General features: G+C 56.4%; 14 protein-coding genes, 1 rRNA gene and 1 riboswitch. Of the genes, 6 read left to right on the forward strand and 9 right to left on the reverse strand.

Annotated elements, in window-relative coordinates; all coding sequences use genetic code 11:
* Window positions 1–49 precede the first annotated feature (49 nt).
* The 3 genes from panS to lysC form a co-directional block, all read right to left on the reverse strand.
* The gene (panS, locus tag K6R05_RS17450; protein ID WP_161733499.1) at window positions 50–967 is read right to left on the reverse strand and encodes a ketopantoate/pantoate/pantothenate transporter PanS; all 918 of its coding nucleotides are present in this window, start codon (window positions 965–967) and stop codon (window positions 50–52) included.
* A 183-nt stretch (window positions 968–1,150) separates the two neighbouring features.
* Window positions 1,151–1,843, reverse strand: a complete 693-nt coding sequence (gene aqpZ / locus K6R05_RS17455; protein WP_161733497.1) for an aquaporin Z — start codon at window positions 1,841–1,843, stop codon at window positions 1,151–1,153.
* 239 nt (window positions 1,844–2,082) lie between these two features.
* The gene (gene lysC / locus K6R05_RS17460) at window positions 2,083–3,435 is read right to left on the reverse strand and encodes a lysine-sensitive aspartokinase 3 (protein ID WP_161733495.1); all 1,353 of its coding nucleotides are present in this window, start codon (window positions 3,433–3,435) and stop codon (window positions 2,083–2,085) included.
* 113 nt (window positions 3,436–3,548) lie between these two features.
* Window positions 3,549–3,741, reverse strand: a riboswitch (Lysine riboswitch).
* A gap of 391 nt (window positions 3,742–4,132) precedes the next feature.
* Between lysC and pgi the strand changes: the two genes are divergently transcribed.
* From pgi to K6R05_RS17485, 5 genes are all read left to right on the forward strand, one after another.
* Window positions 4,133–5,779: a glucose-6-phosphate isomerase gene (gene pgi, locus K6R05_RS17465; RefSeq protein ID WP_161733493.1), complete on the forward strand. Its 1,647-nt coding sequence runs from the start codon at window positions 4,133–4,135 to the stop codon at window positions 5,777–5,779.
* Window positions 5,780–6,345: 566 nt separating this feature from the next.
* A complete protein-coding gene (yjbE, locus tag K6R05_RS17470; RefSeq protein ID WP_161733491.1) occupies window positions 6,346–6,603 on the forward strand; it encodes an exopolysaccharide production protein YjbE in 258 nt (85 codons plus the stop codon).
* Window positions 6,604–6,799: 196 nt separating this feature from the next.
* Complete coding sequence (locus K6R05_RS17475) at window positions 6,800–7,447, forward strand: YjbF family lipoprotein (RefSeq protein WP_161733489.1); 648 nt, start codon at window positions 6,800–6,802, stop codon at window positions 7,445–7,447.
* On the forward strand, window positions 7,444–8,187 hold the full coding sequence (locus K6R05_RS17480; protein WP_161733487.1) for a capsule biosynthesis GfcC family protein: 744 nt from the start codon (window positions 7,444–7,446) through the stop codon (window positions 8,185–8,187). Before K6R05_RS17475 ends, K6R05_RS17480 begins: the two co-directional genes overlap by 4 nt.
* Window positions 8,187–10,277: a YjbH domain-containing protein gene (locus K6R05_RS17485; RefSeq protein WP_222924728.1), complete on the forward strand. Its 2,091-nt coding sequence runs from the start codon at window positions 8,187–8,189 to the stop codon at window positions 10,275–10,277. The genes K6R05_RS17480 and K6R05_RS17485 overlap by 1 nt, the downstream gene beginning before the upstream one ends.
* 321 nt (window positions 10,278–10,598) lie before the next feature.
* Here the strand turns inward: K6R05_RS17485 and metH are convergent, their stop codons facing one another.
* On the reverse strand, window positions 10,599–14,234 hold the full coding sequence (metH, locus tag K6R05_RS17490; RefSeq protein WP_374206939.1) for a methionine synthase: 3,636 nt from the start codon (window positions 14,232–14,234) through the stop codon (window positions 10,599–10,601).
* 242 nt (window positions 14,235–14,476) lie between these two features.
* Here metH and iclR point away from each other — a divergent pair, with 242 nt between their 5' ends.
* A complete protein-coding gene (gene iclR / locus K6R05_RS17495; protein ID WP_222924730.1) occupies window positions 14,477–15,304 on the forward strand; it encodes a glyoxylate bypass operon transcriptional repressor IclR in 828 nt (275 codons plus the stop codon).
* Here the strand turns inward: iclR and aceK are convergent.
* The 5 genes from aceK to rrf all read right to left on the reverse strand — a co-directional run bounded on the left by aceK (window position 15,279) and on the right by rrf (window position 21,494).
* On the reverse strand, window positions 15,279–17,027 hold the full coding sequence (gene aceK / locus K6R05_RS17500; RefSeq protein ID WP_222924731.1) for a bifunctional isocitrate dehydrogenase kinase/phosphatase: 1,749 nt from the start codon (window positions 17,025–17,027) through the stop codon (window positions 15,279–15,281). The genes iclR and aceK overlap by 26 nt on opposite strands.
* Before the next feature lie 62 nt (window positions 17,028–17,089).
* Window positions 17,090–18,391, reverse strand: coding sequence for an isocitrate lyase (gene aceA, locus K6R05_RS17505; RefSeq protein WP_161733477.1), 1,302 nt, complete (start codon window positions 18,389–18,391; stop codon window positions 17,090–17,092).
* Between the two features lie 17 nt (window positions 18,392–18,408).
* Entirely contained in the window at window positions 18,409–20,007 is a 1,599-nt protein-coding gene (aceB, locus tag K6R05_RS17510) for a malate synthase A (protein WP_222924732.1), read from the reverse strand.
* A gap of 263 nt (window positions 20,008–20,270) precedes the next feature.
* On the reverse strand, window positions 20,271–21,200 hold the full coding sequence (gene metA / locus K6R05_RS17515; protein ID WP_010252696.1) for a homoserine O-acetyltransferase MetA: 930 nt from the start codon (window positions 21,198–21,200) through the stop codon (window positions 20,271–20,273).
* 178 nt (window positions 21,201–21,378) lie between these two features.
* Window positions 21,379–21,494: ribosomal RNA gene (gene rrf / locus K6R05_RS17520) — 5S ribosomal RNA — on the reverse strand.
* Window positions 21,495–21,622 lie beyond the last annotated feature (128 nt).

Below are 21,622 nucleotides of genomic sequence, written 5' to 3' on the forward strand. Positions count from 1 at the left end.
GGCGTAACAGCAGTGAGAAGCGGCGCATCGCAATAATGCGCCGCCACGGTTACTTCTTCTTAATCGGCTTTCCGGACCAGTAACCCGCCAGCAGTGAACCTGACAGGTTGTGCCACACCGAGAAGAGTGCGCCCGGCAATGCCGCCAGCGGCGAGAAGTAGAGTTTGCCCAGCGTCGCCGCCAGACCGGAGTTCTGCATGCCGACCTCCAGTGCCAGCGTACGGCAGGTTGACTCATCAAAGCCAAACAGTTTGCCGCCCCAGTAGCCGCCAAGCAGGCCAATCGCGTTATGCAGGATCACCGCCGCGATCACCATCAAACCCACCGATCCGATAAAGCTCTGACTGCCTGCCACCACCGCGCTGATGATCAGCAGAATGCAGACCATCGAAAACGCAGGCAGCCACGGCTCCACCCGGCGAACCACGCTGTTCATGCTGTGATGAATGATCAGTCCAAGACTAATCGGGATCACGACGATCTTCACGATGCTCAGCAGCATGCCCACCACATCAACCTGAATGTGGGTATCCACATAAAAGCGGGTTAACAGCGGCGTGGCGAACACGCCCACCAGCGCGGAGACGGAAGAAATGGTTACCGACAGCGCCACATCCCCTTTCGCCAGATAGATCATGACGTTGCTGGCGGTGCCGCTGGCAACTGAGCCGACCAGAATCATACCGGCGGCCAGATCGGGCGGCATATGGAACAGTTTTGCCAGCCCCCAGGCGGCTAACGGCATCACCAGATAGTGCAGAAAGGTGCCGGCAATCACCGGCGCAGGCCGGGTCAGCACCCGTTTGAAATCGTCGATATTCAGGGTGACACCCATGCCGAACATAATCAGCATCAGCAGATAAGTGACCCAGGGTCCGATGCCGAGAAAGGTACCTGGAGAGTAATAGGCGGCGACAGACAGCAGCACGGCCCAGAGCGGGAACAGGCGGGTTAACGTGGCGAGCATAGCCAGACTTCCTTATAAGAATGTTATGTTTAGTGCAGATTTGCCATAGAGCGTCATCATGCAGGAACGACTGCCGTGACGAAGGCGGGATCATAACATTTCATTATCATGGCGTAAGGCGAAGATGGGGCGAGACAGGAAAATGCGGATCGACTGCTGCCGATCCGCTGAATATCGACGAAATTACGCTGCTTTTTCCTCTAAACCGCGGTAGATCAAACCACCAACCACGGCACCGATAATCGGCATCAACCAGAACATCCACAGCTGAGAGATCGCCCAGTCACCCTGGAAGAGGGCTGCTGCGGTGCTGCGTGCCGGGTTAACAGAGGTGTTAGTCACCGGAATGCTGATCAGGTGGATCAGGGTTAACGCCAGGCCAATCGCAATCGGGGCAAAGCCTTTTGGCGCGCGTTCGCTGGTAGCGCCCATGATCACAATCAGGAAGATAGCCGTCATCACTACCTCAGTGATCATGCCTGCCTGCAAACTGAAGCCACCCGGTGAGTGTTCACCGTAGCCGTTCGCCGCAAAGCCGCTGGCCGCTGCGCTGAAGTCGCCTTTACCGCTGGCGATCAGATAAAGCACCGCGCCAGCCGCAATGCCGCCCACCAGTTGCGCGATGATGTAAGGAATGGCCTGCGAGGCGGAGAAACGTCCGCCTGCCACTAATCCCAGGGTAACTGCCGGATTAAAGTGACCGCCTGAGATGTGACCGACCGCATACGCCATGACCAGCACGCTCAGCCCGAAAGCCAGCGCCACGCCCATGAAGCCAATGCCCAGTTCCGGGAACGCCGCTGACAGTACGGCACTACCACAACCGCCTGCGACCAGTACAAAAGTCCCCAGCGCCTCTGCGACTAACCTTTTCATGATATTTCCTAACTTTAGGTGAATGGATTCAGCGGCGGGATTATAAATCTGAGGAAAGGGAGCGCAACGCCGGTACACGAAATGCGCAAAGAAAGGGGTTGCCATTTGGCAATAGTGGCAATAAGCCTTTGTATTGATGGAACTGTCTGGAAGAAGCAAACCACAGGGAGATCAGGACGAACTGAACCTTTTTTGCCACTGTTCAGGCCGCGCAGACGCGGCCTGAACAGCAGATAAATTTACTCGAACAAATTGCGGTGCAGCGTACGGACTACGCTTTCCGCATCATTGCCCGGCACCAGGAAGCAGAGATTGTAGCTGCTGGCACCATAGCAAATCATCCGCAGGTTGAACGGATCGAGCACACCAAACACCTCTTTGCCAACACCACACGCTTTTGACAGCTCATTGCCGATAATCGCCACCAGCGCCAGATCTTCCTCCACTTCTACCCGGCACAGCGACGAGAGTTCAGTCAGCAACGCCTGGGTCAGCAGACTGGCACTGGTTGAGGTCGAGCCGGTGGTGTCCAGCGTCAGCGCCACACTGACTTCGGAGGTAGTTATCAGGTCAACGGAGACGTTATGACGCGCCAGAATGTTAAACAGTTCGGCGAGGAAACCAAACGTATGCAGCATGTTAAGGCTGTGCAGCGTTAACAGCGTCTGCTTACGGCGTAACGCCAGCGCCCGGAACAGCGGCGGGTTGCGGGTTTCGTTGCAGACGCGGGTGCCGCCCGCTGCCGGATCCCTGCTGGATCCGACGAAGACCGGAATACCCCGGCGCACGGCGGGCAGCAGCGTCGCCGGATGCAGGACTTTTGCACCAAACGTCGCCATTTCAGCGGCTTCTTCAAAGGTGATTTCATCAATACGCTTCGCCGTCGGCACCACGCGTGGATCGGTGGTATAGATACCCGGCACATCCGTCCAGATATCGACGCGCGCCGCGTTCAGCGCTTCGCCCAGCAGCGCGGCGGTATAATCACTGCCGCCACGCCCTAAGGTGGTGGTGCGCCCTTCGCTTTCGCTGCCAATGAAGCCCTGAGTTATCACCAGCGCCTGCGCGATACGTGGGTGTAACTGCGCCGTCGCCTGCTCCGCCAGCACCTGAACATCCGGGACTGCCCGGCCAAAATGATCGTCGGTGCGCATCACTTTGCGAACATCAAACCACTCTGCATTCACCTGACGTTCACGCAGAATTTCAACAAACAGCAGTGAAGACATCAGCTCGCCGTGGCTGACCAGTTCATCGGTCAGGGCATTTGAGGTGGCGAGTGACGCCGCTTCTGAGAGCATGCTGATATTGTCGATCATCCGATCAATTTCATCGCGGATCACGTCCGGACGCTGCAGGCGATCGACAATGGCGTACTGGATACGGCGGATATCATCAAGCAGAGCAGCGCGCTGGGGTGCCTGCTGGCCTTCAGCCAGCGCAACCAGAAGATTGGTAATGCCTGCCGAGGCAGAGAGCACTACCAGACGCGTGCTGGCGTCCTGCAACACCACATCGGCGCTGCGGTTCATCGCTTCAAAATCGGCTACGCTGGTGCCGCCAAATTTTGCCACTATCAGAGTTTGAGACATGTAGGACCTCGTGTCAGGTTATCTTGTTCTCGCCGATGAAAGGGTCGAGAAACATGCTTTCAGCCAGGCACAAGGAAAGAGCAGAAACGGGCGGACAAGATCGGATAGACGAGTCACCCAGAAGCGCCCCACCTTGCAAAACGTCGACTGCAGACGTTTCTGGTGACAACCCAGAGGATTCAGCCCCTGTAGCCGACAGGCAGCACACCGCGTGCTGACCCACCTCGGCGTCGCTCCCCATGATGTGTTTTCACCGGATACGGTTCCTCCAACACACTGCCTGGGCGACGCGCCTCTTCTGGCTTGCACACAGGTGCGCAAGTAGGCGCATAGATCTAGCCTTTTCTGGACCTGCTGTCAATGTCAGCGATGGCCGCAGAGCCGCATCAGAAAACAAATTGCCCTGCGCCGCAGCGGCTACAGTGCTTAATGGGTTCAGCCCCTGCAACAATCCCTGACACGGCACAACGTTTTGCGCAGACTTTCGCGTCACACTTTAGCGCGTGATACTGCTGCCATCCTCAGGCTGTTCGCGCCAGTGAATGCTGACGACAGACCGCAGCGTTTACCTCGTCTGCGCGGCGTGCGCTGACAAAATTTTTCCTTTCAGTTACAAGTGTGGTCATACTGAAACGCTAAACGGGCATGATGTGCCTCCGATGGAATGACGGTTCTTAATATCAACAAGAGTGTTGCCATGAAAAATATCAATCCGACACAAACCGCAGCCTGGAAAGCGCTGCAACAGCATTTTGAGCAGATGAAATCGGTAGAAATTGCCGATCTGTTCGCCCAGGATGCCGATCGTTTTGCCAAATTCTCTGCCACCTTTGATGATCAGATGCTGGTGGATTTCTCCAAAAACCGCATCACCCAGGAAACCCTCGATAAGTTACAGGCGCTGGCTAAAGAGACCGATCTCAGCGGTGCCATTAAGTCTATGTTCTCGGGTGAGAAGATTAACCGTACCGAAGATCGTGCGGTGCTGCACGTCGCACTGCGTAACCGGAGTAACACGCCGATTCTGGTGGATGGCAAAGATGTGATGCCAGAGGTCAACGCTGTGCTGGACAAGATGAAAGGCTTCTCAGAGCGCATCATCAGCGGCGAATGGAAAGGCTATACCGGTAAAGCGATCACCGACGTAGTGAACATCGGTATCGGCGGCTCCGATCTTGGCCCGTTTATGGTGACGGAAGCGCTGCGCCCGTACAAAAACCATCTGAACATGCATTTTGTCTCTAACGTAGACGGCACCCACATCGCCGAAACGCTGAAAGATCTCAGCCCGGAAACCACCCTGTTCCTGGTCGCATCGAAGACCTTCACCACCCAGGAAACCATGACCAACGCCCACAGTGCGCGCGACTGGTTCCTGAAAACCGCAGGCGATCAACAGCACGTAGCGAAACACTTTGCTGCCCTGTCGACTAACGCCAAAGCGGTGGGTGAATTCGGTATCGACACCAATAACATGTTTGAATTCTGGGACTGGGTTGGCGGCCGCTATTCACTGTGGTCAGCGATCGGCCTGTCGATCATTCTCTCGATTGGTTTCGATAACTTCGGGCAACTGCTGAGCGGCGCACATGCCATGGACCAGCACTTCGCCTCTACCCCGGCGGAGCAGAACCTGCCGGTGCTGCTGGCGCTGATTGGCATCTGGTATAACAATTTCTTTGGTGCCGAAACCGAAGCGATTCTGCCTTACGACCAGTACATGCACCGCTTTGCCGCCTATTTCCAGCAGGGAAATATGGAGTCAAACGGCAAGTATGTGGATCGCGACGGTCATCCGGTGGACTACCAGACTGGCCCTATTATCTGGGGCGAACCTGGCACCAACGGTCAGCACGCGTTTTATCAGCTGATCCATCAGGGGACCAAACTGGTTCCGTGTGACTTCATTGCCCCGGCGATTACTCATAACGCGCTGGCGGACCACCATCCGAAGCTGCTCTCTAACTTCTTTGCCCAGACCGAAGCGCTGGCGTTTGGTAAGTCACGCGACGTCGTGGAGAAAGAGTTTACCGATGCCGGCAAATCGGCAGAATCTGTAGCCCACATTGTGCCGTTCAAGGTGTTTGAAGGTAATCGCCCGACTAACTCCATTCTGCTGCGTGAAATTACGCCGTACAGCCTGGGTGCGCTGATTGCGTTGTACGAGCACAAAATCTTCACGCAGGGTGCCATCCTGAATATCTTCACCTTCGATCAGTGGGGTGTGGAGTTAGGTAAGCAGCTGGCGAACCGTATTCTGCCGGAACTGGAAAATGAGGACGAAATTACCTCTCATGACAGTTCCACTAATGCCTTAATTAACCGCTATAAATCCTGGCGTTAATCGGCGTTAATTTCATCGGGCGGCAACGTTGCCGCCCTTTTTTTGTCTCTTTTTCCATCCAGGTGGCCTGATTATCGATTTTTTCATTCACGCCAGTGCGGGAAAAGTCTTAAAATACCCTAAGATAATTCTGAACATCTGGCGATAAAACAGTGTGATATCCAGTATAAAATGGACCTGAAAACTAACGGACAACAGGGTTAGCTATTGATTTATAGCCATATTTAATTTAAGCCCTTATGAGTAAATTCTGATTATTCTTATTCCGTACCAGATATAACTAAAAAAGAACATTCCGCTTTGCATTCGCCTTACCTGTAGCGAAATATAGGGTATCAACCAGAAAACCTCCGATTTAAAAAGTAGTTATCCCCAATTCAGCTGATTAAATCACGCAATTGCCCCGCTATTTACCCTGGTTTTTATGGCACTGAACTCTGATATTTTGTTGCCCTATAATGAACGCGCCCGCAATGGGACTGTCCGTCGCTTTGGCTGCAGCCTGTCTGTATTGCCCTTGTCGCCGGTCAGAGATCCTTCATTCACTCAATGCAGGAAACGTTGTTATGAAAAAAACTATGGTTGCCGGTGCAGCCCTGATCCTCGTTGCCGCTTCTTCCAGCGCATTTGCTGCGCCGCAGGAAGCAGGTGAAGCAGGTACTGCAGCTGGCGCGCAGGCGGGAGCAATCTCTGCTGGCACGTCCACGGCTGTCGGTGTCGGCGCACTTGGCGCGCTGGTCGGGCTCGGCATTGCTGCTTCTGGCGGTGGTGACGGTGCAAATACCGGTACAACAACCACGACCACGACGAGCACCACTCGTTGATGGATGCCCGTCTCCCGTCTGATTGCTGATTTACAGCAAACGGGCTGCGGCTGAAACACTGACTTCGGTAAGTGATGACGCTAAGCCACGTAACCTGTATCTCTGCAGCCAGCCGTGACGGGCAGAGCACCTTTAAACATAACCACACGCCTGTGTGGTTATTTTTTACTTTGGCATGACTTATCAGGGACACACAGTGCGCCGACTTCCTCTGCTGCTCGCTTGCCTGCTGCTGCAGGCCTGTACACAAACGCAAAAAGGTCTTGAACAGACTTTGCTGCTCGCGGTTAACGGTCCGGATGACGTGACCGTCACCGATCAACAGGTCAACAATCTTCCCTATGCCAGTCTCTATGCTCGTCTGAATGAGGGTCCGCGCATTTTTGTGGTGCTGGGCTACAACGAGAAGGGGCAGCAGAAATGGGTTACGCAGGATCAGGCGATGCTGGTGACACAGCACGGCCGCCTGGTTAAAACCCTGGGCTTACCGGATAACCTGCTGAGCGTCAGCAATCTGCAACAGGATCCGCTTGCTGACAGCCTGCATATCAGCAATGGCGCAGGCTGGACCCGCATTGTGCAGTGGACCGAGCAGGGCAAGGTTCGCGGCGCGACCGTGCGCTCCACCTTCCAGCGTGGCACCGACGAAGTGCTGACCGTGGCGGGCAACCGCATTCCGTGCCGTGTCTGGCATGAGCAGGTAAGCATCGACAGCAGTAACCGCGAGTGGGAGAACACCTTCTGGATCGACAACAGCAGTGGTGATGTGGTGCAGGCCCATCAGATGCTGGCGGCCGATGCCTTCCCTGTCGATATCACTATTCTGAAGCCGGCGAAATCATGAAAAAAATCACTATTTTGCTGGCCGGGCTGAGCCTGTTCAGCGCCGCAGAAGCGCAGGCGACTGCGCAGGTTATCGTTCATGCTCCGCACAACGGCGGTCAGGCTGAGCTGAGCCAGATCGCGGATCTGTCACAGCTGGTGACACTGCCTCCGCTGCAGACCAACACGGACTGGCGCCGTACCGTTATTGCCGAGCGCGGTGCCAGCGCCGTCGCACAGCAGCAATATCAACAGACGCTGGGCGCGTTACGTGCCTGGCGTGCTGACAGCAGTGGCGATAGGGCGGCGGCCATTGCTGAGGTCATCCGCCAGCTGAGCGCCATCAACGTGACAGGTCGCCAGTTCACCCCGCTTGACCCGGACTGGATCCGTCTCCATCCGGCGGACAACCGTCGGCTGGAAGGTAGCTATGACCTCTGGCTGCAGGCGCCATCCGATTCAGTGCTGCTGCTCGGCGCATTAAGCGGTGCAGGCAAAGTGAGCTGGCAGCCGGGTAAATCAGTACGCGACTATCTGGAGGGTCACCCGTCACTCTCCGGCGCAGAACGCAATTTTGTCACGGTGATTGCGCCTTCCGGCGCCACACAGCAGGTGCCGGTTGCATACTGGAATCATCGCCACGCGGAAGTGGAGCCAGGCAGCGTTATCTGGCTCGGCTTTTCCTCATGGAGCCTGCCAGGCAGCTATGAAGATCTGAACGATCGCATCCTTTCCGTACTGACTCACCGGATACCAGACTGATGAAAAAACGTTATCTCTTCAGCCTGTTGGCTGTTTCCGTGGCGGCAGCCTGTCAGGCGCAGGCCGACACCTTCCCCGCGCCGGTGGGCCCGTCACAATCTGATTTCGGTGGTGTGGGCCTGATGCAGGTGCCGACAGCGCGCATGTCCAGAGAAGGCGAGTTCAGCCTCAATGCGCGCGACAACGATCAGTACCGCTACTACTCTGCGTCACTGCAGCTCTTTCCCTGGCTGGAGACGACCGTGCGTTATACCGACGTGCGCACCCGGCAGTACAGTGCGGTGTCAGAATTCAGCGGCACGCAGAGCTATAAGGATAAAGCCTTCGACCTGAAACTGCGTCTGTGGCAGGAAGGCTTCTGGCTGCCGGAAGTGGCGGTGGGAACGCGCGATCTCGGTGGTACCGGCCTGTTCGACAGTGAATATGTGGTGGGAACCAAAGCCTGGGGACCGTTCGACTTCACCCTGGGCCTCGGCTGGGGCTATCTCGGCAATAGCGGCACCGTGAAGAACCCGTTCTGCTCCTACAGCGACAGCTATTGCCAGCGTCCACAGGTAGGCGAAGCGGGTTCCATCAATGGCTCGCAGATGTTCCACGGTCCGACAGCATTTTTCGGCGGCGTGGAGTATCAGACGCCCTGGCAGCCGCTGCGACTCAAGATGGAGTATGAGGGCAACGACTACCAGAATGACTTTGCTGGCCGCCTTGATCAGCGCAGCAAGCTCAACGTCGGCGCGATTTATCGTGTGACCGACTGGGCTGACATCAACGCCAGCTACGAACGCGGCAATACGTTTATGTTTGGTGTCACCATCCGTACCAACTTCAATGATTTGCGTCAGGCGCACATCGACAGCGAGAAGCCGGCCTATAATCCACAGCCGCAGCCGCCGTTGCTGGAGCCGACGGTAGTCGGCACTCAGCTGACCGATCTGAAATACAACGCGGGTCTTGATGGTCCGCGGATTCAGACTCAGGGCCACACGTTGTATGTGTCAGGCGAGCAGACGAAGTACCGTGATACCCGTGAAGGGGTGGATCGCGCTAATCGCATTATCATGAACCACCTGCCGGACGGCATTGACACCATTAATGTGACCGAGTCGCGCTTTAACATGCCGCAGGTGACCACTGAAACGAAAGTTGCCAGTCTGCGTAACGAGCTGGAAGGCTACCCGCTGGGCCACGAGCAGCCGCTGCAACAGACCCGCAAAGAACCGATCGATCCGGGTAACACTGAGCAGGGTATGTTTATCCGTAAAGATCGGCTGAACTACAGCCTGTCGCCGGTGCTGAATCAGTCGGTGGGTGGCCCGGAAAGCTTCTACATGTATCAGGTTGGCGTCATGGCCAATGCGGATTACTGGCTGACGGATCACCTGCTGGTGGGCGGCAGTCTGTTTGGTAACCTCGCCAACAACTACGACAAGTTCAACTACAACGGCGCACCGGCGGACTCTTCGCTGCCGCGCGTGCGTACTCATATCCGCGATTACGTTGAGAACAACGTTTATGTCAATGATCTGCAGGCGAACTATATGGGCCACCTCGGTAACGGCTTCTATGGTCAGGTCTACGGCGGCTATCTGGAGACGATGTACGGCGGCGTGGGCGGCGAGCTGCTTTATCGTCCGGTCGATGCGAACTGGGCGGTAGGTGTCGATGCCAACTACGTCCGTCAGCGTGACTGGGACAATATGATGCAGTTTAACCGCTATAAAGCGACCACCGGCAACCTGACCGGTTACTGGCGTCCGTGGTTCATGCAGGATGTGCTGGTGAAAACCAGCGTAGGACAGTATCTGGCAAAAGATAAAGGCGTGACGGTCGATGTGTCGAAGCGCTTCGACAGCGGCGTGATGGTCGGTGTTTATGCCACCAAAACCAACGTGTCGTCGGAAGAGTATGGCGAGGGTGACTTCACCAAAGGCTTCTATATCTCCGTGCCGATGGATCTGTTCACCGTGACGCCAACACGCGGTCGCGCGCAGGTCAACTGGGTGCCGCTGACGCGTGATGGCGGTCAGATGCTGGGTCGTAAGTACCAGCTGTATGATCTGACGTCCGATCGCGACGCGCGCTTTAACTAAGCAGAGGCGGCTTTCGGGCCGCTCAACGCTGTTTACAGAAGCAGGCTCAGGGAGCAAACGCCCTGCGTAAAGACGCAAAAACGCCATCCGTGGCATGCTCAGCGCGGGCCATCCCTGGCCCGCGATGCTTTACTCCGGGCGTATGCTCCCATCGCTTTGACTCCGGCGCGTTTCAGGCGACCATCTGAACGCTTCAGACCGCTGAAAAAAAGCCGAAACAGGGTGAATCTGACCGTGTTTCCTGCGCTGGCTCGATATCACAGCTGACAGGGCCCGAGTTGATTCCCCTCCCTTCAAGCGGCCCTCCGGCCGCTTTTTTATTTAATCCGCATCGTAGCCGAGATTCGGCGCCAGCCAGCGCTCCACTTCCGTGACCGACATCCCTTTGCGTGCTGCGTAATCTTCCACCTGATCACGCTGAATCTGCGCCACGGCGAAATAGCGGCTGTCAGGATGGCTGAAGTACCAGCCGGACACCGCCGCGCCCGGCCACATGGCAAAGGATTCGGTCAGTTTGATGCCGGTCTGCTCTTCCACTGCCAGCAGACGCCAGATGGCAGCTTTTTCAGTGTGATCCGGGCAGGCCGGATAGCCTGGCGCCGGACGTATTCCCTGATAATTTTCGCGAATCAGCGCTTCATTGCTGAGATTTTCGTTGGGCGCAAAGCCCCAGATTACCTTACGCACCCGCTCGTGCAGATATTCAGCAAAGGCTTCCGCCAGACGGTCAGCCAGCGCTTTCACCATAATCTTGTTGTAGTCATCGTGCTGACGATCATAGGCCTCCGCCAGCGCATCCTCCTCCAGTCCGCCGGTCACCGCGAACGCGCCAAGGTAATCCGCTTTTCCCTCTGACTTCGGAGCAACGAAATCCGCCAGACAGTAGTTGGCGAAGTCGATTTTCTCGGTCTGCTGACGTAAGTGATGACTCACACACAAAATTTCATCGCGTCGCTCGTCACGGTAAATATGGATATCATCACCAACCCGGTTAGCCGGGAAAATACCGACCACGCCACGCGGCTTCAGCAGCGACGCCTCACTTAATCTGTCGAGCATCGCACTGGCATCGGCAAACAGACGCTGCGCCTCCTCACCCACCACCTCATCCTCCAGAATACGGGGATATTTACCCGCCAGCGACCAGGTCATAAAGAACGGCGTCCAGTCGATGTAGTGGCGCAGCGTGGCAATGCTGGCCTCCACCTGACTGACACCAGGTCGATGCGGCACCGGCGGTGTGTAACTCTCCCAGTCAATTGAAGTGGCGTTATCGCGCGCCATCTGTAGCGAGACCGGCGGCGTGCGCGGCTTTTTACGTGCATGCTGGATGCGCACGGTTTCGTACTCTTTGCGCGTTCGGGCGACAAAATCGTCTTTTAATGTGGCGGAGAGCAGCGACGACACCACGCCAACGGTGCGAGAGGCGTTCTGCACGTAGACCGTCGGGCCGCTGTAGTGCTGCTCAATTTTGACGGCAGTATGCGCCTTCGAGGTGGTCGCGCCGCCAATCAGCAGCGGTAAGGTAAAGCCCTGACGCTCCATCTCTTTCGCCATATTGACCATCTCATCCAGCGACGGCGTAATCAGCCCTGACAGGCCGATGATGTCTGCCTTCACTTCACGCGCTGTTTTGAGGATTTTCTCGCCCGGCACCATCACGCCAAGGTCGATAATTTCGTAGTTATTACACTGCAACACCACGCCGACAATATTCTTGCCGATGTCATGCACGTCGCCTTTGACGGTGGCCAGCACGATTTTACCGTTGCTGCGCCCTGCTTCTTTGCTGGCTTCGATAAACGGCTCCAGATACGCCACCGCCTGCTTCATCACGCGCGCCGATTTCACCACCTGCGGCAGGAACATTTTGCCTTCGCCGAACAGGTCGCCGACCACGTTCATGCCGGACATCAGCGGCCCCTCAATCACCTCTATCGGACGGGGCACCTGCTGGCGCGCCTCTTCGGTATCCTGCTCGATAAACTCCGTGATGCCCTTGACCAGCGAATATTCGAGCCGCTTCACCACGTCCCAGCTGCGCCACTCGGCGAGCTGCTTGTCCTGCGCACCCTCGCTTTTGCCGCCACGATATTTCTCCGCCAGCGCCAGCAGCCGCTCGGTGCCATCATCCCGTCGGTTAAGGATCACATCCTCTACCGCCTCGCGCAGTTCTGCCGGCAGATCGTCATAGATGGCCAGCTGGCCTGCGTTGACGATGCCCATATCCATGCCATTTCGGATGGCGTAGTAGAGGAACACCGCGTGTATCGCTTCACGCACCGGGTCGTTGCCACGGAAGGAAAACGAGACGTTGGAGACGCCGCCGGAAATCATCGCATGGGGCAGTTCACACTTGATGTCTTCACAGGCACCGATGAAATCCATCGCGTAGTTGTTGTGCTCGTCGATGCCGGTGGCAACCGCAAAGATGTTGGGATCAAAAATGATATCTTCCGGCGGAAAGCCGACCTGTTCGGTCAGGATCCGGTAAGCGCGGCGACAGATTTCGATTTTACGGGCGCGGGTATCTGCCTGGCCCACTTCGTCAAATGCCATGACCACCATCGCCGCGCCGTAACGCCGGACCTGGCGCGCATGATGGATAAAGGCCGCTTCCCCCTCTTTCATCGAAATCGAATTCACAATTCCTTTGCCCTGAATGCACTGCAGCCCTTTCTCAATCACCGCCCATTTCGAGGAGTCGATCATAATCGGCACGCGGGCAATATCGGGTTCACCCGCAATCAGATTCAGGAAGCGCACCATCGCCGCCTCGGCGTCGAGCATCCCTTCATCCATGTTGATATCGATGATCTGCGCGCCGCTCTGCACCTGCTGCAACGCCACCTCCAGCGCTTCGTTGTACTTCTCTTCTTTAATCAGCCGCTTAAATTTTGCTGAGCCGGTGACGTTGGTGCGCTCACCGACGTTAACAAACAGCGACTCAGCGGTGATGTTCAGCGGCTCCAGACCGGAAAGGCGACAGGCCACCGGAATCACCGGCAACCTGCGCGGCGCGACGCCTTCAACCGCCGCGACCATAGCTTCAATATGTTGCGGCGTAGTGCCACAGCAGCCGCCAATAATGTTCAGGAAGCCCGAGGTGGCCCATTCCTTAATCTGCTCCGCCATCAGTGCCGCATCGAGATCGTATTCGCCAAAGGCATTGGGCAGACCCGCATTGGGATGGGCAGTGACGTAGCCCTCGGCGATGCGCGACAGCTCCGCCACATACTGACGCAGCTCATCCGGTCCCAGCGCGCAGTTCAGGCCAAAAGAGAGCGGTTCGGCATGACGCAGGGAGTTGTAAAACGCTTCAGTGGTCTGACCGGAGAGCGTCCGGCCGGAGGCGTCAGTGATGGTGCCGGAGATCATCAGCGGCAGCTTCACACCCAGCGCGTCCATCTCGGTCTTCACCGCATAGACAGCCGCTTTGGCATTCAGCGTATCGAACACCGTTTCGATCATGATGAGGTCAGCACCGCCCTCCACCAGCGCACGAGTCGATTCGCGGTACGCCTCCACCAGCTTATTAAAGGTGACGTTGCGATAAGCAGGATCATTAACGTCGGGTGAGATCGAGCAGGTGCGGTTAGTCGGGCCGAGCACACCCGCAACGTAACGCGGACGATCCGGCGTTTTCGCCGTCCACGCATCGGCGCAGACGCGCGCCAGCCGGGCCGCTTCGAAATTGATCTCCGCCGACAAGCTTTCCATCTGGTAATCCGCCATCGCAATCGACGTGGCGTTGAAGGTGTTGGTTTCGAGGATATCCGCACCGGCAGCCAGATAAGCGTCGTGGATCTCGCGGATCACCGACGGTTTACTCAGTACCAGAAGATCGTTGTTGCCTTTGAGATCGCAGGGCCAGTCAGCAAAACGGCTGCCGCGATAATCCTCTTCCTCCAGCCGGTAGCTCTGGATCATGGTGCCCATGCCGCCATCCAACACCATAATGCGTTGTGCGAGCTGCTGATGTAGCGCGTCGATTTTAGTGCTCACTGTTGCCCCATTCACGTCAGTCTGCTGGCGGAAAACCCTGTTTTTCATTCTGGCACAAGCCTCTCTGGCGACAAAGTAACCTCTTCTGCGACAGGTGCAGGTCACGGCTTCACAGGTCTGACCAGAAAACCAGCATTTGCAAACGGCGTGATTAAAACGAAAATGATTTCCACAATGCAAAAGGAGAGACAACGATGGCAACGCCCGTTCCCGTTAAACGCGGTAAGAAACCCCGCGGCACCCCTGTCGCCGCACCTGCGGGCGGTCAGGTTCAATCGCTGACGCGCGGCCTGACATTGCTGGAGCTGATTGCTGACTCACATGGCAGCGTGGCGCTGACCGAGCTGGCACAGCAGGCGGGCCTGCCCAACTCCACCACGCATCGCCTGCTCAGCACCATGCAACAGCAGGGTTTTGTCCGTCAGGTGGGCGATCTCGGACTGTGGACAATCGGCGCGCATGCCTTTGTGGTCGGCAGCAGTTTCCTGCAAAGCCGGAATCTGCTGGCGCTGGTCCACCCGGTGCTGCGGAGCCTGATGGAGCAGTCCGGTGAAACGGTAAATCTGGCGGTGCTGGATCTCAGTGACCACCAGGCGGTGATCATTGATCAGGTACAGTGCACCCAGCTGATGCGGATGTCCGCGCCGATAGGCGGCAAGCTGCCGATGCATGCGTCAGGCGCAGGCAAAGCGTTTCTGGCGCATCTGGGTGATGAACAGGTTACCACCCTGCTGCATCAGAAAGGATTGCATTACTACACGCCGAAGACCCTGATGTCGCCGCAGAGCCTGAAAGAGAATCTGGCGCAGGTACGCAAAGCGGGCTTTTCGCTGGATGATGAAGAGCATGCACTTGGACTGCGCTGTGTCGCCGCGCCCCTCTACGATGAACATGGCGAGGCGTTTGCCGCGCTCTCGATTTCCGGCCCTATCGCTCGCATGACAGACGATCGGATTACGGAATTAGGTGCGCTGGTCATCCGCGAAGCGCGTCAGGTTACGCTGGCGTACAGCGGCCGTTAATAGCCTCTGACGCGTAGCAGACGCTGAAACGCTGCGTCTGCCGCCAGGCGATGACCTCTTCAACATGGCCATGAGCGAGGCGCTGCTGCTGCGCGCGCCACCAGCGGGCGTCGAATATCTCCGGATGCAGTTGTAGCAGTAAGGCGCCAGTCGCGGCTTCACTGCATAACGCATAGCGGAAGGTTTCCGGGAAGACATCATCCGGTCCGACGCTGTACCACGGCTCAGCGCTAAGTTCATCTTCCTCATAGCGCGCCGCGGGCACCTCGCGGAAATTCAGCGCCTGCATCGGGCGGATCTCATCGTAATCGTAGAAAATCACCCGGCCATGACGGGTTATGCCGAAGTTTTTAAACAGCATGTCGCCAGGAAATATGTTGGCGGCTGCCAGCTGCTTAATCGCGTGGCCATACTCTTCAATGGCGTGTCGTCGCTCAGCGTCGCTGGCCTGCGCCAGGTAGAGGTTAAGCGGCTGCATACGACGCTCCAGCCACAGGTGACGAATGATCAGGCGATCACCTTCGATATGCAGCTTTTCTGCCACGCAGGCGTGGAGTTCCGTCAGCAGCGCCGGTGAGATACGCGACAGTGGCAGCACAAACTGCTCGAACGCCTGCGTATCCGCCATCCGACCCACGCGATCGTGCTCTTTGACCTGCTGATAACAGGCGCGGACCTGCGCTTCCGTCACCTCTTTTTGCGGCGCGAATTGATCCTTTATCACCTTGAACACCCAGTCAAAGCCCGGCAGCGTGAAGACCAGCATCACCATGCCCCGCACGCCAGGCGCGATCTCAAAGGCCGTCTCACTCTCTGCCAGCGCCTGAAGATATTCGCGATAGCTTTCGGTTTTACCGTGCTTCTGGCAGCCAATCGCCATATAGCGTTCCGCCAGCGTTTTGCCGGGCAGAATCGGTTGCAGCCAGGCCACCAGCGCCGCAGGCACCGGGGCATACACCATGAAATAGGCACGGGCAAAACCAAAGACAATGCTGGCGTCATTCACATCGGTCAGGCAGGTGTCGATCCACAGCTCGCCACTTTCAGTGCGCTGTATCGGCAGCAGACAGGGAAAAATGCCCTCCGGCAGATGCAGGCGCGCCACCAGCCAGGCGGTTTTGTTGCGATAGAAGAGTTCACTGTTGACCTCCAGCCAGCCCTGATCCAGCCGGGGGAAATACGACTGCAGGTGGCGGACAATCCAGCCGACATCGCGCGCGCGGTGCTGCCACGGCAGCGTCAGCGGTAAATCTCCCAGCACCTGATCCACTAATGCCCGCCAGCCCCGCTCCGGCTGATAATGGCGCGACAACGGCCTCAAAGGTGTGATTGGTGCGGTCTGGGACTGAGAGCTGAAGATAAATAGCCGATCCGGTTGCAGGTCAGTATGTCCATGCAACCGGCAGTAAACCGAGTTAAAGAAGCTTTCAGCGATCTCATGCCGTGGATAGCCAGGCAGCAGGCTTTGATAGTGATCCTTGACCCGCAGCCAGAAAATCTCATCCCAGCTGGCCGCGCCATTCAGCACCCGCAGCTGATCGGCCACCAGGCTGACGTGATGATCATAGAGATGAATGCGGGCCTTCATGGCATGCTGCACTGCCTGCCAATCCGCCTGCTCGAACCGCTGCTGCGCCCCGGCCGTAATATCCAGAAAGCGGCCATACTGCGCATCAAAACCCTGCAGGATAGTGTGGGCGATCAGAGATTCGCGTGGCGGCATAGTCAGCTCCGGTCAATGACCGCCCACGTGGTGCGGGCGGGGAATCCGTCATAGAAGAAGCGTCAGAACTGATGCTCTTCGGTCGAACCGGTAAGCGCGGTGACTGAAGACTTACCGCCCTGAATGATGTTGGTCACCTGATCGAAATAACCGGTGCCCACTTCCTGCTGATGTGACGAGAAGCTGTAACCGCGATCGCGGGCAGCGAACTCAGGCTGCTGCACTTTTTCCACGTAGTGACGCATGCCTTCGCCCTGGGCGTAGGCATGCGCCAGATCGAACATGTTGAACCACATGCTGTGGATGCCCGCCAGCGTGATGAACTGGAAACGATAGCCCATGTCGCTGAGCGCCTGCTGGAACTTCGCGATGGTGCGATCATCGAGGTTCTTCTTCCAGTTGAACGACGGTGAGCAGTTGTAAGCCAGCAGTTTGCCCGGGAAGCGCGCATGAATGGCGTCGGCAAAGCGCTGTGCCATCGCCAGATCCGGCGTCGAGGTTTCGCACCACAGGATGTCAGCATAAGGTGCATAGGCCAGCCCGCGGCTGATCGCCTGTTCAATGCCAGCGTGGGTGCGGAAAAAGCCTTCTGCCGTCCGGTCACCAGGGATAAAGGGACGATCGTATTCATCGCAGTCTGAGGTAATCAGGTCAGCGGCGTCGGCGTCAGTGCGGGCCAGCAGCACGGTGGGTACGCCCATTACATCCGCAGCCAGCCGTGCCGCCACCAGTTTCTGAATCGCTTCCTGAGTCGGTACCAGCACTTTACCGCCCATGTGACCGCATTTTTTTACCGCCGCCAGCTGATCTTCGAAGTGGACCGCAGCCGCGCCCGCCTGAATCATCGCCTTCATCAGCTCATACGCATTGAGTACGCCGCCAAAACCGGCTTCCGCATCGGCAACAATCGGCAGGAAGAAATCGGTGTACCGGCTGTCATCCTTTTCGATGCCACTGGACCACTGAATCTGATCGGCACGCTGAAAGGTCTGATTAATGCGGGTCACCACTTCCGGCACCGAGTTCACCGGATAGAGAGACTGATCGGGATACATCTGCCCTGCCACGTTGGCATCCGCAGCCACCTGCCAGCCAGAAAGGTAAATTGCTTCAATGCCCGCTTTGGCCTGCTGCAGTGCCTGCCCGCCGCTGAGCGCACCCAGACTGTTGATGTACCCTTTCTTCGCCTCCCCGTTCAGCAGCGCCCATAATTTTTCCGCACCGCGCTCTGCCAGCGTACAGGCGGGAAGAACAGAACCGCGCAGATTGACAACCTCTGCTGCGCTGTAAGGGCGGGTAATGCCCTGCCAGCGTGCGGTCTGCCAGAGTTGTTCCAGTTGATCTATCTGTTGAGTACGTGTCATGGCAATAGCTCCTCTGTTCAGGGGATCAGGCGGTAGCCTGGCAGGGTAAGAAAGGAAACCAGCTCGCGTTCGGTAGTGATCTGCGCCATCAACTGTGCCGCGTCGTCATAGCGACCGGCACTAAAACGGGCTTCGCCCAGCGCGTTTTGCAGCAGATGCAGCTCTTCATTCAGCCAGCGCAGAAACAGTTCGGCCGTGACCTGCTGGCCACTGCTCAGCATTTGCTGGTGGCGAATCCATTGCCAGATTGAGGTGCGTGCGATCTCAGCAGTCGCGGCATCCTCCATCAGTCCGTCAATTGGCACACAGCCGTTGCCGCTAATCCACGCTTCAAGATATTGCAGTGCGACGCGGATATTGGCGCGCATTCCGGCTTCAGTGCGCTCGCCCTGGCAGGGCGCCAGTAACTGCTCCGCCGTGATGGGGGCATCTTCTTCGCGCAGAATATGCAGCTGATTCGGCCGGTCACCCAGCGCAGCATTGAAGACCGCCATGGCGGTATCTGCCAGGCCCGGATGCGCAATCCAGGTGCCGTCATGCCCGTTGTCCGCCTCCCGCTCTTTATCTTCCGTTACGCGCTGCAGCACCCAGGCATTGCGCGTCGGATCTTTAGCGGGGATCAGCGCAGACATCCCGCCCATCGCAAAAGCGCCCCGGCGATGACAGGTTTTAATCAGCAGGCGCGAGTAAGCATCCAGAAAAGGCTGAGACATGGTGACAGACTGGCGCTCCGGCAGTACGCGATCCGCATGTTGTTTCAGGGTTTTGATGTAGCTGAAGATGTAGTCCCAGCGGCCACAATTGAGGCCCACAATGTGATCGCGCAGATTCCACAGGATCTCATCCATTTGAAACACGGCGGGTAAGGTTTCGATCAGCACTGTCGCTTTGATCGTGCCGCGCGGCAGATCGAACTGATCCTCGCTGAAGCTAAAGATCTCACGCCACCATGCGATCTCCTGCCAGCTCTCAGTCTTAGGCAGATAGAAGTAAGGTCCGCTGCCCTTAGCCAGTAAAGGACGGACGTTGTGGAAGAAATAGAGCGCGAAATCAAACAGCCCACCCGGAATCGCCTCGCCCTGCCAGCTGACATGTTTTTCTGACAGATGCAGGCCGCGAACCCGACACATCAGCACCGCTGGATTAGCGCCGAGCTGATAAATTTTGCCAGTGTCGCTGGTGTAACTCAGCGTACCCAGCACTGCTTCGCGCAGAGTAAGCTGCCCGTCAATCAGCTTTGACCACTCCGGTGACAGCGAATCCTCAAAGTCGGCCATAAAAACCTTTACGTTTGAATTCAGGGCATTAATCACCATTTTTCGCTCGGGTGGACCGGTGATCTCAACCCGACGATCTTTTAAATCTGCCGGAATGGGTTGAATACGCCACGCGCTGGCTCTTATGGAAGCGGTTTCCATATCGAAGTCTGGAAGATAGCCCTCGTCATATCGACGCTGACGTTGCTGGCGAGCCGACAACAGCACGTCGCGTTGTGGTGCAAAGCGTGCAATCAGCCCCTCTAAGAAAGAGACGGCCTCGGGCGTTAACAGCTGCTGTTCGGCATGATTAAAGGGCTGGCTGAAAGAGAGGGTATGGCTGATCACTGAGTCTGTCATGCTGGCTTTCTCCTGTATTCAAAGGATCGAATGCAGCGGATCCACACGGTGTTCGTTTTGTGAGCGACAGGATCAGAGCATAATCATTTATTTTTATAAATCAAAAGCTATTTCCATTTTTAAATAAAAATCAACTTATCCTTGTGTTTTATCTGCAATAAAATTTTCATCCATTAAAGGAATCGCTTTCATTTAACGTTATGAAGGCGAAAAAAAACCGTGTTGCCATCGGCTAACACGGTTCCGTTGATCTTCAGACGGGACTATTCCAGCGTTGGGTTCATGTGACGCAGATCGAACGGCGTGATCTGGTAAACGTAGTAGTTAAGCCAGTTCGAGAACAGCAGATTGCCGTGACTGCGCCAGGTGGCGCGGGGTGGCAATACCGGATTATCCTGCGGGAAATAGTTATAAGGGACTTCCGGATTCACCCCCGCTTCATAATCGCGATGATACTCACCAGACAATGTCAGGGCATCATATTCCGGGTGACCGGTAACAAACACCAGACGTTTGTCTTTACTCGCCATCAGATAGGCACCGGTTTGTTCCGATTCAGCAAACAGCTCAAGATCGGTGTAATCCGTTATCAAATGAGTGGGAAAATCAGCATAGCGTGAGTGCGGTGCGAGGAAATTATCATCAAAACCGCGGGTCAGTAACGCATGGGGATGCAGTATCTGATGCTCATAGACGCCAGACAGTTTGTTATGCCGGGTTTGCTTGGGAATGCCATACAGAATGTTAAGCGCGGCCTGAACCGCCCAACAGACAAACAGGGTTGAGGTGACGTGCTCATTTGCCCAGTGCAGAACGCGCTGAATCTGTGGCCAGTAAGCGACATCATTAAAATCAACCAGCCCGAGTGGTGCACCTGTCACGATTAAGCCATCGTAGTTATCGTGCTGGATATCTTCAAAATTGCAGTAGAAGTTGTTGAGGTGTTCAGTGGGCGTATTGCGTGACTCGCGGCTGTCGATGCGCAGCAGCTGAATATCGATCTGTAAGGGCGAGTTGGAAAGCAGACGCAGAAACTGATTCTCCGTTTCGATCTTTTTCGGCATCAGATTCAGTATGAGCACTTTAAGCGGGCGGATCTCCTGAACACTGGCGCGCGACGATGTCATCACAAAGACATTTTCGTCACGCAAAAAATTCACTGCCGGTAATTCGTCGGGAACCCTGATTGGCATAACCTGCTCACCTCTCGCAACCATATAAACGTTTAGACATCTGGATGCCCAACATTATAGTGATCAGCAGAGATTGTCGAGGTTTGATGCAGAAAATGAAAATGTTTCAGCTTAACGTGGCAAACAACAGACGTAAAAAAGCCCCGCACTGCGTGCGGGGCTTCTTCACTTATATAATGCCTGGCAGTTCCCTACTCTCGCATGGGGAGGCCCCACACTACCATCGGCGCTACGGCGTTTCACTTCTGAGTTCGGCATGGGGTCAGGTGGGACCACCGCGCTAAAGCCGCCAGGCAAATTCTTTGTGCTCTGTCCTGTGTCTTTTGTGCTGATGCTGCGTTGGCCGCCCTCGCGCTACTCCGTCACATACTTCAGTATGCTCCTTCGTATCGGTCGGTTGCCGCCTTGCCTCAGCGCAAAAT

The organism is Pantoea alfalfae (genome assembly GCF_019880205.1).
Lineage (GTDB): Bacteria > Pseudomonadota > Gammaproteobacteria > Enterobacterales > Enterobacteriaceae > Pantoea > Pantoea alfalfae.

Coding starts and splice junctions, on each gene's coding strand:
- panS (WP_161733499.1), bottom strand. CDS start 967: ATGCTCGCCACGTTAACCCGCCTGTTCCCGCTCTGGGCCGTGCTGCTG.
- aqpZ (WP_161733497.1), bottom strand. CDS start 1,843: ATGAAAAGGTTAGTCGCAGAGGCGCTGGGGACTTTTGTACTGGTCGCA.
- lysC (WP_161733495.1), bottom strand. CDS start 3,435: ATGTCTCAAACTCTGATAGTGGCAAAATTTGGCGGCACCAGCGTAGCC.
- pgi (WP_161733493.1), top strand. CDS start 4,133: ATGAAAAATATCAATCCGACACAAACCGCAGCCTGGAAAGCGCTGCAA.
- yjbE (WP_161733491.1), top strand. CDS start 6,346: ATGAAAAAAACTATGGTTGCCGGTGCAGCCCTGATCCTCGTTGCCGCT.
- K6R05_RS17480 (WP_161733487.1), top strand. CDS start 7,444: ATGAAAAAAATCACTATTTTGCTGGCCGGGCTGAGCCTGTTCAGCGCC.
- K6R05_RS17485 (WP_222924728.1), top strand. CDS start 8,187: ATGAAAAAACGTTATCTCTTCAGCCTGTTGGCTGTTTCCGTGGCGGCA.
- metH (WP_374206939.1), bottom strand. CDS start 14,234: ATGGTGTTGGATGGCGGCATGGGCACCATGATCCAGAGCTACCGGCTG.
- iclR (WP_222924730.1), top strand. CDS start 14,477: ATGGCAACGCCCGTTCCCGTTAAACGCGGTAAGAAACCCCGCGGCACC.
- aceK (WP_222924731.1), bottom strand. CDS start 17,027: ATGCCGCCACGCGAATCTCTGATCGCCCACACTATCCTGCAGGGTTTT.
- aceA (WP_161733477.1), bottom strand. CDS start 18,391: ATGACACGTACTCAACAGATAGATCAACTGGAACAACTCTGGCAGACC.
- aceB (WP_222924732.1), bottom strand. CDS start 20,007: ATGACAGACTCAGTGATCAGCCATACCCTCTCTTTCAGCCAGCCCTTT.
- metA (WP_010252696.1), bottom strand. CDS start 21,200: ATGCCAATCAGGGTTCCCGACGAATTACCGGCAGTGAATTTTTTGCGT.